The following is an 11,660-nucleotide window of genomic DNA, read 5'->3' as shown; positions in this document are numbered from 1 at the left end:
AGCCTCCTCACTTGGCCGTCGGCGCGAGCGCTTTCACGAGCAGCGGCGGGACCCGATAGATCGCTCGCACCAGATTCCCCTGAGAGCTCACCTCGGCCCCCCTAAGGGCGCGCACCGCCTGCCCCGACGCCTTCTGGTAGGCGTCCTTGACCACCTGGACCACGGCCTCGGCGCGACGCGTGCGACACCAGAGGCCGACCTCGAGCGTGAGACCGCCGCTCTCACCGGCCCGCGCGTCGACCGTCACGGCCTCGACCTCGGTGCGCTTCGCGTGCTCCGGGCTGGCGAGCGCGCGCAGCTCGAGCACGAGGTCGCTTCGGTAGGTCGCGAAGGGGCGCCAGAGCGCGCGAGGTTTGCCGACGGTCCGCTGCCCGAGCGCCGTCACCAGCGTGCGCGCGCTCGCGTCATCGGCGAGGGCGAAGGTCTGACGGTCGAGAACCAGGGTCCCGAGGCCGCTAGTCACGGGCGCGTAGCCCAGGCCCTCGAGGCGCGTCGTGCTGCGACTCGCGCGGCTGCTGGTTCCTCGCGGTGCGAGCAGGAGCGCCGTGGGCCTTCCACCGCCTGCCCGCCACAGGAGCGCGAGCGGGCCGAAGTTGTCGCCCCCGGCGGCGGAGGCCAGGCCGCCGCGCGCGAGGGGCCCCGCGGCAGCGACCAGCTCGACGAGCTCGGCGGGCAGGGGGAGCGGCCCGAGGAGCTCCTCGAACGCCAGGAGGTGCCGGCCCCGCAGGTTCAGCAGCACGAGCTCGGCGACCGCATTCGGCGCGTAGCGCGTGAGGCGTTCGGCGCGGACGAGCTGCTCGGCGGGCTCGGCCACTGCGGTCACCGTTCCCACGGCGCCGGGCTGCGGCGGGTCCACTGTGCGTTTCGTGCACCCCGTCGTCGCGAACACCACGCCGAGCACGCCCGCGGCGAGCGGCGATCCTTTGCTCATCGGAAGCCCCCAAGCCGTGCGCGCCGGCCCGGGGCGGCGCACGCAAAAAAAACCCGCCAGGGGTTAGCCTGACGGGCTTTCGTTACGACGTGGTCTTACGAGTCAGAGCGACGACCGCTTACTCAGCGGCGCCACCCTCCTCGCCCTTGGCCTTCTTGGCCTTCTTGGCCTTCTTGCCGCCCTTCTTCGCGCCTTCCTCACCACCAGCAGCGCCGCCCTCTTCGCCTTCCTTGGCCTTCTTCTTGCCGGCCTTGGCAGCCTTCGCCTCGCCGTCGTGTCCGTGACCGAACGCGACGCCGGAGAGGGCCACAGGAGCCACAATCAGGGACAGCACCACCACGAGCTTCTTCATCATTGGTCTCGCCTCCATTGGCAAAAAAGTCGCGTGCACGATACACAGCGCCGCCGGGCGATGCAACTGCGTTTAGCACGGAGCGGGGATCGTGCTATCTACCACCGCCCGATCGGAGGTCATGAACATGATGTCGCACACCGTCGTGCCTGTTTTCTGCGTCCTCGCGTTGGTCGCGGGCTGCTCCTCGAGCTCCGGCACCAGCGATGCGCGGGCGGCTGACAGTCGGGTCGGAGACGCCGCGATGACCGATCGCGGGGCGCGCGACCTCGTCGAGGTGGATACGAGCACCGCCTGCAATCCGCCGAACAACGCGGTCACGGCTACGGGGTCGTTCCAGGCCACGCTCGTCAACGCGGGTGCGAACCTCGGCCAGCCCAGCCCGGGAACGATCCCCTGCGCGGCGACCTTCGACGCGAACTCCGGTATCAGCCTCGGGGGAGGCAAGTATTCGGGGGCCTTCAACCTCAGCTGCTACGGCGTGGCGGGTGAGAGCTACTTCGGCTTCGCCACGGTCTCGCTGGCCAAGCCCGCGGCGGGGACGACCTCGAGCGTCGGCCGCGCAGGGTCGATCTTCCAGGGCGGGACCTACGTCTGGAACGGCCAGAGCGACGTCGCCTACGAAGAGGGCCCGCGCTGCGGGACGAAGCAGGACCTGTCGAAGGCCTGGGAGGGGCAGACGGGCGGCAAGCTGACGCTCGACACGCTGTCCGGCGACGACCTGACCTTCCACCTCACCGAGACCACCTTCACGCCGGGCCAGGGCGGGCTGAACTACAAGGGCACGGGCAGCTTCAAGCTCTCGGGGTCGGGCGCGGTCAAGATCAAGAACCTCTGAGTCGGGCGGCTTGCCGAGCCTCGCATCAGAAGGTGAGCCCCGTCGTCTTGAGCGTGCCGTTGACGGTGCACAGCGCGTGGGTGGAGACGTTCTCGAGGGTCACGCCGATGAAGCCGATCTCCGCGAGCCCGGACGCGGGCTGCCACTGCTTCACGAAGAGCGTGCCGCCGATCGGGTCGGGCTTCTTGCCCTGGTAGTAGAGCGTGTCGGTGGTCAGGTTGGTGTAGGTCGTGCCGTCGATCAGGTTGACGATCACCCCCGTCTGCTGGCGGTGCTTCGAGGAGAGCGCGATGCTCCCCACCTGCCCCTTTAGGTCGAGCTGCAGGCTGCCCGTCAAGCTCCCTTGCACTGCGCTGACGGTGAGCACCCCGCCGCTGTGTATGACGTACACGTTGCCGGCGAAGCTCGGGTGACAGCCGCTGTAGGTGAGCTGGACCTGCGCCTTGCTCGGGCCCCCCCCCGTGTCGGCAGCGCGCCGCTGGTCTGCGACGGGAGCTCCGCCGTCGCGACGACGGGCCGCATCACGTCTTGTCGCGCCGTCCGGGCGAGGGCCGCCGTCTGCTGCCGGGCCCGCGCCGCCGTCCGAGCTCGAGGGGCCCGGGCCGCCACCGTCGGTCTGCGTGGCTGCTCCCCCGTCTCCGCCGGGAGCGTTGCCGCCGCCTTCGCAGGCCGCTTGACCGAGGCCGAGAAGAAGCGTCGCGAGGGTGCCGACAAGTCGCGAAGCCGCTGCGTGCTGCATCACCTGTGCTCCGTGCGAGGCTGTTCGCGCACTCTTACGGGCCGACACCCCGATTCTTCCCGCCGACCGCGGCGGTGCTCCGGCGGTCGCGAGCCCGGCCGCCGTCCTCTCGAGGCTCAGCGCCCTGGAACTTCGTCGGTACGCAGCTTCCCTCGCAGCTTCCAGCCCGTGTGCAGGAGCCAGGTTCGTGGCTCACCGACCGTGGGCTCTCCCGAGGGTGGCACGGGCGCGACATCCCTCCAGCCGCCCTCGAGATAGCGCGCCGAGGAGCACGGATCGAGCTCGCGCCTGGGCACCCACTTGCCGCACTCGACGCAGTGCTTCCGTCGGTTCTGGAGCACGTAGGCGACGGCACGCTTCGTCTCGCTCGGCGTTTTCAAGATGCGCTGGTGGTAGCGGTCGGCGAAGACCCGCCCGTGTCGCCCGAGGCTATCGTTGAGTCGCCGGGCGAGGCGAATCGCCAGGCCCCTGAGCCCCTTCATCAGGACGTCCCGGTCCTTGGCCTCGGCGATGAGGTGCAGGTGGTTCTTCTGGATCGAGTAGTGGGCGAGGTTGAGCCCGTGGCGGCCGAGCGCCGCCCGAAATGCACCCTCGATCAGCCGGAGCTGCGGCTTGGCGCGCAGGTTGGGCAGGTCTGACACGACCTTCATCGTCAGGTGCACCGGAAAACGGCTCGCGAGGAGCGGCCGCATCCGATGGGGGAGGCCGCTCCCCGGCTGCTTCTTCCGCCCCGCACCCTTCCGCTTACCGCCCCACCCCGTCGCCTCCCGCAGTGGCAACGGGAGCTGTTTCGCAGAACCCGCCGGCAGACGTGTGCCAGAAGCCCGGTCATCTCCCGAGGAGGATTTGCGTTTTCGTGCCAATATGAATAAGGCTAATACTAGCAAAGTGCTGGTCTGACGTCAAGCGATGTCCTTGCACGAACAAACACACAAACACCCCTCTTCGCCGCACCGGTCCACCCCCGCCCGCGCCCTCGCTCACCCCCACCTTTCCCAGGGCAGTGCCATCAGCTCTCCCGGAACCCTTGACCGGCGGCATGCGATCACACCCCTCCCGCGCTCGCGCCTTGACAGTGCGGCGGCTCACATGCGACGGACCGTCGATCGGGGAGGGTCCATGCCGCATCGTCGCAGTCGCAGGACGCATCGTTTCGCGCGCCGATTCGTGTCTCGCCTCGGCGGCTGCCTGGCGCTCCTCCTCGCGGGTGCCGCGTGCGACGGGGACCCCGAGGGCATGCGCTTTCCGGAGCTGGGTCCGCACGACGGGCTCTCGCCGCTCGTCGAGCGGGTGGGCCTCGCGCACGCGTTGCCGTGGGGAGAGGAAGGGGCGGCGCGCACCGAGCGAGCCCGGCAGCTCGCGCTCCTGCGGGGCCTCGGCGTCAGGCACGCCCGCATGGACTTCACCTGGCACGCCCTCGAGAAGAAGGCCGGGGAGTGGGATTTTCGCGCGCTCGACGCGGTAGTCGAGGACGCGGCGCGGGCGGGGGTCTCGCTGCTCGGGGTCGCGGCCTACGGCAACCCCGCCTACCCGTCGGCCTCGGGGAGCGAGCCCGGCACGCAGCTCCCGCTCGACGCACCCCCCGAGGTCTACTTCCCGCCGGTCGATCCGGCGCACTACGCGCGCTACGTGGCGACGATCGCGAAGCGGTACGCGGGTCGCGTCCCGGCCTATGAGCTCTGGAACGAGGAGAACATCGGCTTCCGCTTCTGGCGCCCCAAGGCCGACGCGGCGGCCTACGCGCGCCAGACCCTGGCGGCGGCGCGCGCCGGACGGGCCGCGTGTCCCTCGTGCCTCTTTCTCCTCGGCGGGCTGTCGATGCCGCAGCCCTATCCGAAGCTCGAGCTCTACCCGCCGGGGCCGGGCTACCTGGGCGAGCTCTACCGGGCCGTCCCCGAGCTCAACGAGGCGCTCGACGCCGTGGCCTACCATCCGTACCAGTACCCGAAGGACCCGCCGGAGTTCGAGACGGCGGCCTGGCCCGAGAAGCCGCAGGGAAGCCTGGCCACGCAGACGCGGCAGATCGCCGAGCGCGTGAAGAGCCAGAGCCGCGCCATCCCGCTCTGGATCACCGAGAACGGCTGGCCCACCAACCCCAAGGTTCCCGAGACCGACGAGGAGGTGGCCCGCATCTTTGGCCTCGAGCTCTCGCTGGTGAAGCTCGCGCGCGGCTTTCTCGGCGAGCCGCAGTTCCGGAAGCTCGTGGAGACGATCCGCGGCGTGAGCGAGCAGGACCAGGCGCGCTACCTCGTGCGTTCCGTGCTCATCGGGCTCGTGTCGGGGGTGCACCGCGCTTACCTCTACACGCTCCTCGACTTCCCCGTGGAGCCGGAGATCAATCAGGAGGCCGCGTTCGGCCTCTTCCGGCCGAACGGCGCCGAGAAGCCGTCGGCGCGGGCGCTGCGCACGCTGCTCACGCGCTTCGGGAGTTACCGGTTCGTCGGCGAGGTGACCGAGGCGCTCCTCCTCGGCGCCGACGACCGCGCCGTGGCCTTCCGCGACGGGAACCGGCTCCTACTGGCCTTCTGGCGCTGGAAGGGCGCGGCGGGGAGCGTCACGCTCCGTCTGCTTCCGGGCCAGCCGACGCTCTACGACCTCGAAGGGCGTGCGCTGGCCGCGGGCGGGACTCCGGCGTCGGTGAAGGTGCCGCTCGGTCCGGACGTGGTCTGGCTGGAGATCACTCCGCCCCTTTGACCGGTCGGCGCAGCGCGGCCATCCCCTGTGCGAGGTGTCCGGGCAGATTCGGCGAGGTCACGAGCACGCTCTGCACGAGCCCTTCGAGCGCCTGGTGCGTGCCGCGGTCCAGGTCCTGTCCCACGTCGATCAAGCGCTTCGCGAGCCCGAGCGCTGCGGCCGGCCGGGCCAGCAGGCGTGCTGCGAGCCGGCGCCCCGCGGCCTCGAGGTCGGCCGGCGCGACGACCTCGTGGACGAGGTTCATGCGCTCGGCCTCGGCGGCGGTCACCGTGTCCCCGAGGAGGATGAGCTGCTTCGCGCGGGCCGCACCCACGAGCCGGACGAGGCGCGTCGTGCCGCCGCAATCGGGGACGAGACCGAGGTAGATCTCGGGGACCCCGAGGAGCGCGTCCTCGGTGGCGATGCGGAAGTCGCAGGGCAGGACCAGCTCGAGACCGAGCCCCGCGCAATAACCATGGATGAGCGCGATGGAGGGCTTCTCGATCGTCTCGAGCAGGCCCAGCGTGCCCTGGATCGAGCGCACGAGCTGACGCAGGCGGACTCCCTCCGCGTCGGCTCCCGGCTGGGCCGCGCCCGCGAGCCAGCCGAAGTCGATGCCCCCCGAGAAACACGGTCCCTCGGCGCGCAGCAGGATCACGCGCGCCGCCGGGTCGGCCTCGAGGCGCAGCAAGCCGCCGCGGAGCTGCTCGAGGACGACGTCGTTGATGGCGTTGCGCTTCTCGGCGCGACGGAGCGTGACGATGCCGAGCCCCTCCTCGAGGTGGGCGGTGACGAGCTCACTCATGGAAATCCTCCTGTCGTCGGGCCTCGAACTCGTGCACGGCGCGGGCGTGCTTCAGCACGAAGGCCAAATCGTCGTTGCCCGAGATGAGGCACATCTTGGCGTAGTGATCGATCGCGAAGCGCAGGGGCCGGCCACCGGGCCACTGGACGGCCTGCGCCGGCAGGTCGATGGCCAGCCAGAGGTCCGGGTGCGCCGCGAGCTCCTGCACGAGGGCCGCGTGGTCCGGCGCCGAGAGCGCGATGGGGATGAGGCTGCTCTTGAGCGCCGAGATGGCGAAGGCCTCCGCGAAGGAGCGCGCGACGACGGCCCGGAAGCCGGCACCCACGAGCGCGCCGGCGGCCTGGTCGCGGGGGGTGCCGCAGCCGAAGCGGCTTCCCGCCATGAGGACGCGCGGCTTCTTCCCCGGGCGCGCCTGGTTGAGCGGAAACGAGGGGTCGGGGGTGCCGTCGGGCAGCAGGCGCAGCTCGGCGAAGAGGTGCTGGCCGAGGCCGGCCTTGTCCGGGCAGGTGAGGAAGCGCGGCGGCAGGAGCTCGTCGGTGGTGACGTCGTTGCGCGGCAGTGCGATCACGCGCGAGGTGAAGCGTTCGACGATCAGCACGAGAGCACCTGGCGCGGGTCCACGACCGCTCCGGTCACCGCCGTGGCGATGGCGGTGAGCGGAGAGGCGAGCAGCGTGCGGGCTCCCGGGCCTTGCCGTCCCTGGTAGTTCCCGGCCGTGGTGGCGAGGCAGACCTGCCCGTCGGGGATCGCCTCGTGGGCCGCCGCCATGCAGAGACCGCAGCCGGGCCGTCGCCACTCGGCACCCGCGGCGCGAAAAATGCGGTCGAGACCCTCGGCCTCGGCCTGCGCGGCGACGGGTTCGGCGCCCGGCGCGACGACGAGGCGGACTCGCGGGTCGACCCGCCGTCCGGAGAGAGCCTGGGCCGCGAGCCGGAGGTCGGAGAGGCGTCCGTTGCTGCAGCTCCCGAGGTAGACCACGTCCACGGCGATCCCTTGCAGCGCCTGCCCCGCTTCGAGCCCCATGTAGCCGAGCGCGCGAACCAGCCGCTGGCGCGCGTCCTCGTCGGCGAGCGTCTCGGGGTGCGGGATGCGGCCCGTAACGGGCAGACTCTGACTCGGCTCGATGCCGTAGCTCAGCATGGGCGGGACGGCCGAGACGTCGACGCTGAGGTCGTTCCGGAAGAAAGCTCCTTCGTCGCTGCGCAGGGTGGCGATCAGGCGCTGGAGGCGCTCCCACTGGCGATCCTTCGGCGCGTGGCAGCGTCCCACGAGGTAGGCCAGCGTCGTCTCGTCGGGGGCGATCAGGGCGGCGCGCGCCCCGGAGGCGAGGCTCAGGTTGCAGAGGGTCATGCGCCCCTCCATGTCCAGGCCGCGGACGGTGGGACCGGCGTACTCCACCACCTGTCCCTCCAGAGCGCCCACCCCCAGCTCGGCCGCGAGAAAGAGGCCGAGGTCCTTGGGGGTGACGCAGGGGCCGAGGCTGCCCGAGATGGTGATCCGCGCGCTGGCGGCGGCCCTCTGCACGAGGCACTGCGTGGCGAGGACGAGCTCCACCTCGGAGCCGAGGAGCGGGAGGGGGAGCGCGCCGAAGGCCCCGCACGCGACGATCTGGGCCTCGCCCGACGCGACGGACATGCCCGGGTGGATGAGCCCGAGCTCCGGGGCCAGTACCGCGAGGACCCCTTGCTTCCCGCTGCCGGGGGCGTGGAGGGCCACGCCGAAGTCGCGGCAGTCGCGCGCGAGCTGGTCGAGCTGGCGTGCGGCGAGCTCGTCGGTGGGGGGAGCATCGGTGGCGGTCAGCACCAGGTGATCCATGCTGGCGAGTGTGCGTGCCGGCCGGCGGACCCCCACGCCGCGCGTGCGCAGGCCGGTGAAGGCAGCCTGGGAGGTGACGTCGTTCAGGAGGTGCAGGTCGACGTAGAGGATGGCCGGGTCGTCACCCTCGCGGACGACGAGGTGCTGCTGCCACAGCTTCTCGTAGAGTGTCCTGGGCGGGTCGGCGGCGACCGATGGCTCGAGCATGGCGCGGCATTGTCGCATAGAATCGTTGCCTGGTGAGGTAGCGTCAGAGGGAGGGCGAAGCCCGTGACCTTCAAGGACCACTTCTCGGGGCACGCGGGGGCCTACGCCGCCGCGCGTCCGCGCTACCCGGCGGAGCTCTTCGCGGAGCTCGCCGCGCGCGTCGCGTCGCACGCGCTGGCCTGGGACGTGGGGACCGGGAACGGACAGGCGGCCGTGGGCCTCGCGGCGCACTTCGATCGCGTCTGGGCCACCGACGCGAGCGCCGAGCAGCTCGCGCGTGCCGAGCCGCACGCGAGGGTCACCTACCGTGTCGCGCCGGCCGAGGCGAGCGGGCTCGCCGACGCGCAGGTGGACCTCGTCACGGTGGCGCAGGCGCTGCACTGGTTCGAGCTCGACGCCTTCTACGCCGAGGTGCGCCGCGTGCTGCGGCCGTCGGGATGCCTCGCGGCGTGGTGCTACGCCCGCTGCCAGGTGGAGGGGGCGCTCGGCGCCGCGCTCGACGCGTTCTACGACGAGGTCGTGGGGCCGTACTGGCCGCCCGAGCGCCGTCACGTCGAGGCGGGCTACCGCACGCTCCCCTTCCCGTTCGCGGAGGAGGAGACCCCCGAGCTCGCGCTCTCGGTGCGCTGGCGCCTGCAGGAGCTGCTCGCCTACGTGGAAACGTGGTCGGCGCTGCAGCGCTACCGCGCGGCCCGGGGAGAGGATCCCTTGCTCGCGCTCGCCGCCACGCTCGCTCCGCTCTGGGGGGAGGCCGAGCAGCCGCGCGCGATCGTCTTCCCGATCTTCGTGCGCCTCGGTCGCCGAGGGTGAAGCGAGCGTCCCGCGAGCGGGGCGATCAGATCCCCTGGCCTCCGGTCTCGGTCTCGTCGCGTTCGCGCAGGGGGCGGCGCAATTCGTCGCGCACGGCCTCCGGAACCTCGGGCAGGCAGAGCGTGTTCGCCTGCCGGCGCTCGGCGACGACGCGGCTGGCCTCGGCTCCGTGGCCGGCCTCCGACGGGGCCACCTTCGTCTCGTAGACACGCTGCGCGGGGAAGGCCATGGCCGCGCCCGCCTGCCGCACCGTCTGCCCGAAGGAGAAGAGGAGCTCTTCCTTGATGGCGGTGAAGCGGTAGACCTCGGTGGTGAGGACGTAGCAGAAGACCTCCACATCCACCGAGGAGCTCGCGTAGCCGAGGAGCCGTACGCGGATCATGTCCTGGAAGACGTCGGGGTGGGCGGTGAGGGTGCGCTTGAGCTCGTCGATGATCAGCCGGAGCTGGTCGCCGGTCGTCTCGTATTCCAGGTTCAGCGTGAGGTAGAGCCGGATGCGGTCGCGGGCGGTGAAGTTCTCCACTCGAGCGTCGGACATCTGCGCGTTCGGGACGGTCACCAGCGTTCGCTCGAGGGTGCGCACGCGCGTCGAGCGCAGGCCGATCTCCTCGACGGTGCCGCTCACCTCGCCGGCCTTGATGAAGTCGTTCACCTTGAAGGGGCGGTCCACCGCGATCAGGATCCCCGCCAGCATGTTCTCGACGGTGGTCTTGCTGGCCATGGCCAGCGCGAGGCCTCCGATCCCGAGGCCGGCGAGGAGCCCCGCGACGTTGAGCCCGGCGTTCTGGAGCGCCATCGCGGCCACGAGCACCACGAGCAGGGGCTTCACCACGCGGCGCGCGACGGGGACCATCGCGCCCCCGGTGGCGTCGCTCCGCTCGAGGAAGAAGCGGTGGAGGACCTCGGTGGCCACGTCGAGGGCGCGCACCATGAGCCAGCCCACGGCGACGATCGCGAGCACCTTGCCGAGGCGTAGCACGACGGCCTGCGGTGTGTCCGCGAGCGAGAGGAGCCCCGTCGCGATGACGAATCCCAGGGCGAAGCTGGCGAGGCGCAGCGGGTCGCGGATCGCGCCGGGGACGAGGTCGTCCCAGGTCCAGCGCGTGAGTCGGACGATGCGGACGAGGAGCTTCTCGGCGATGGTGCCGATGAGCCAGCCGAGGAGGAGCGCGGCGAAGAACGCGAGGAGCAGGCCGATCCACTGCCAGAGCTGGACGCTCCAGAGCTCGAGCGTGAAGAAGGTGGGTGGCAGGCGGTCGCCGGCCCACCCGTAGCCTACGGCTTCGTAGAGGCCGTCCACCTCGGCGAGGGTGGGTGCGCTGAAGAGCCAGAGCGCGGCCTGCCCCGGCAGGGGCACGCGAGCCAGGCGGATCTCCACGCGGTGCTCGTTCACGCGACGCTGCACGACGAGCGCGTCGTCGGCGCGGGAGCCGGGGTCGGCGCGTCCGCCGGCCTGAACGCCGAGCTGACCCGCGTTCCAGCCGCGCACGCGGTGCAGGAGCAGCGCCAGCCGTCGGGCGAGCCGTGGTCCCTCGGTGGCTTGCTGCGGCGCAGGGACGCCGCGCAGATCGAGCAGGTGCGCGGCGCGGGCGAAGTCTCCCGCCTGGGTCAGGCGCTGGAAGCTGCCGAGGGCGGCGCGGGGGGTGCTCGCGTCCAGCTCGGCGGGCCTTGGGCCGAGGCCCGGGTTGACCGGCGGCGAGGTTGCGCCCTGCGCGAGAGCGGCGTACGGGGCCCCGAGGGAGGCCCCGAGGAGGGCGAGGGTCAGAACGAGGCGCGTGGCGGGTCGCATGGCAGCTCCTTGGGGCAGGCGGGGGGCCCAGGCTACCGAACGGGGCGCGGCGTCTCAAGTTGAAGCAGGGTCCGACGCACGTTCCGGGCGCGGCAGTGGTCGGGGCTGGGTGTGATCCACGATGAGCGGTCATGCGCCTTGAGGCGGCCCACTTTGCCGGAGGCGGTCGCAAGGTGGGCCGCGCGGCGGAGCGTCAGCGAGCGCACGCGACCGTGAGCGGAGAGAGCGGTGCGTCGGGGAGAATGGCTGACGAGGCGGAGGAAGATCGGTGCGGCGGTGGGCACACGCGCGCGTCTGGGGCGCAGGAAAGGGTCGGGGAGGTGTAACCCCAGAGCTCCGGGCGGCCCAGGGGCTCGGCGGCCGCCGTCCTCTCGAAGCTCAGCGTCCCGGGACTTCGTCGGTACGCAGCTTCCCTCGGAGCTTCCAGCCCGTTTGCAGGAGCCAGGTTCGTGGCTCGCCGACCGTAGGCTCCCCCGAGGGCGGAACCGGCGCGAGGTTCTTCCAGCCGCCCGCGAGATAGCGCGCCGAGGAGCACGGATCGAGTTCACGCCTGGGCACCCACTTGCCGCGCTGCACGCAGTGCTTCCGTCGGTTTTGGAGCACAAACACGTCACAATGCGCGTCGTACCGAGGTGCGGGTCGTCCACTATCGGTGGCATCCGCTGCACGGCCGCGAGGTTCTTGTCTGCGTCGACGAGCGC

The 11,660-nt window shown here is 71.5% G+C and carries 12 protein-coding genes; 3 read left to right on the top strand and 9 right to left on the bottom strand.

Translation table 11 applies throughout. The features are described 5' to 3' along the window. Positions 1-7: 7 nt before the first annotated feature. Together IT371_11785 and IT371_11780 are read right to left on the bottom strand one after the other, a co-directional pair. The gene (locus tag IT371_11785) at positions 8-931 is read right to left on the bottom strand and encodes a hypothetical protein (GenBank protein MCC6748333.1); all 924 of its coding nucleotides are present in this window, start codon (positions 929-931) and stop codon (positions 8-10) included. A gap of 118 nt (positions 932-1,049) precedes the next feature. Then, positions 1,050-1,286 carry a hypothetical protein gene (locus IT371_11780; protein MCC6748332.1) on the bottom strand — a complete coding sequence of 79 codons (237 nt, stop codon included), beginning with the start codon at positions 1,284-1,286 and terminating at the stop codon, positions 1,050-1,052. A 241-nt stretch (positions 1,287-1,527) separates the two neighbouring features. On the opposite strand from IT371_11780, the gene IT371_11775 reads away from it, so the two are divergent. Next, positions 1,528-2,121, top strand: a complete 594-nt coding sequence (locus IT371_11775) for a hypothetical protein (protein MCC6748331.1) — start codon at positions 1,528-1,530, stop codon at positions 2,119-2,121. 25 nt (positions 2,122-2,146) lie between these two features. Here IT371_11775 and IT371_11770 read toward each other — a convergent pair whose 3' ends face one another. After that, the gene (locus IT371_11770) at positions 2,147-2,860 is read right to left on the bottom strand and encodes a hypothetical protein (GenBank protein MCC6748330.1); all 714 of its coding nucleotides are present in this window, start codon (positions 2,858-2,860) and stop codon (positions 2,147-2,149) included. 116 nt (positions 2,861-2,976) lie between these two features. Next, positions 2,977-3,639, bottom strand: a complete 663-nt coding sequence (locus IT371_11765; protein ID MCC6748329.1) for a hypothetical protein — start codon at positions 3,637-3,639, stop codon at positions 2,977-2,979. Positions 3,640-4,027: 388 nt separating this feature from the next. Between IT371_11765 and IT371_11760 the strand changes: the two genes are divergently transcribed. Continuing rightward, the gene (locus tag IT371_11760) at positions 4,028-5,554 is read left to right on the top strand and encodes a hypothetical protein (protein MCC6748328.1); all 1,527 of its coding nucleotides are present in this window, start codon (positions 4,028-4,030) and stop codon (positions 5,552-5,554) included. Here the strand turns inward: IT371_11760 and IT371_11755 are convergent. The 3 genes from IT371_11755 to IT371_11745 are packed head-to-tail and all read right to left on the bottom strand — an operon-like array spanning position 5,538 to position 8,360. Beyond that, a complete protein-coding gene (locus IT371_11755; GenBank protein MCC6748327.1) occupies positions 5,538-6,338 on the bottom strand; it encodes an enoyl-CoA hydratase/isomerase family protein in 801 nt (266 codons plus the stop codon). The two genes, IT371_11760 and IT371_11755, sit on opposite strands and share 17 nt — an antisense overlap. After that, on the bottom strand, positions 6,331-6,936 hold the full coding sequence (locus IT371_11750; GenBank protein ID MCC6748326.1) for a 3-isopropylmalate dehydratase small subunit: 606 nt from the start codon (positions 6,934-6,936) through the stop codon (positions 6,331-6,333). Before IT371_11750 ends, IT371_11755 begins: the two co-directional genes overlap by 8 nt. Then, positions 6,930-8,360, bottom strand: a complete 1,431-nt coding sequence (locus IT371_11745; protein ID MCC6748325.1) for a 3-isopropylmalate dehydratase large subunit — start codon at positions 8,358-8,360, stop codon at positions 6,930-6,932. The genes IT371_11750 and IT371_11745 overlap by 7 nt, the downstream gene beginning before the upstream one ends. Before the next feature lie 63 nt (positions 8,361-8,423). Between IT371_11745 and IT371_11740 the strand changes: the two genes are divergently transcribed. Beyond that, positions 8,424-9,170 carry a class I SAM-dependent methyltransferase gene (locus IT371_11740; GenBank protein MCC6748324.1) on the top strand — a complete coding sequence of 249 codons (747 nt, stop codon included), beginning with the start codon at positions 8,424-8,426 and terminating at the stop codon, positions 9,168-9,170. Between the two features lie 25 nt (positions 9,171-9,195). On the opposite strand, the gene IT371_11735 is transcribed toward IT371_11740, so the two are convergent. Then, a complete protein-coding gene (locus tag IT371_11735; protein MCC6748323.1) occupies positions 9,196-10,959 on the bottom strand; it encodes a mechanosensitive ion channel family protein in 1,764 nt (587 codons plus the stop codon). Between the two features lie 378 nt (positions 10,960-11,337). Continuing rightward, the gene (locus tag IT371_11730; GenBank protein MCC6748322.1) at positions 11,338-11,568 is read right to left on the bottom strand and encodes a hypothetical protein; all 231 of its coding nucleotides are present in this window, start codon (positions 11,566-11,568) and stop codon (positions 11,338-11,340) included. Positions 11,569-11,660 lie beyond the last annotated feature (92 nt).

Source organism: Deltaproteobacteria bacterium (assembly GCA_020848905.1).
Lineage (GTDB): Bacteria > Myxococcota_A > Polyangia.
This window is presented reverse-complemented; position numbering and strand designations above follow the sequence as displayed.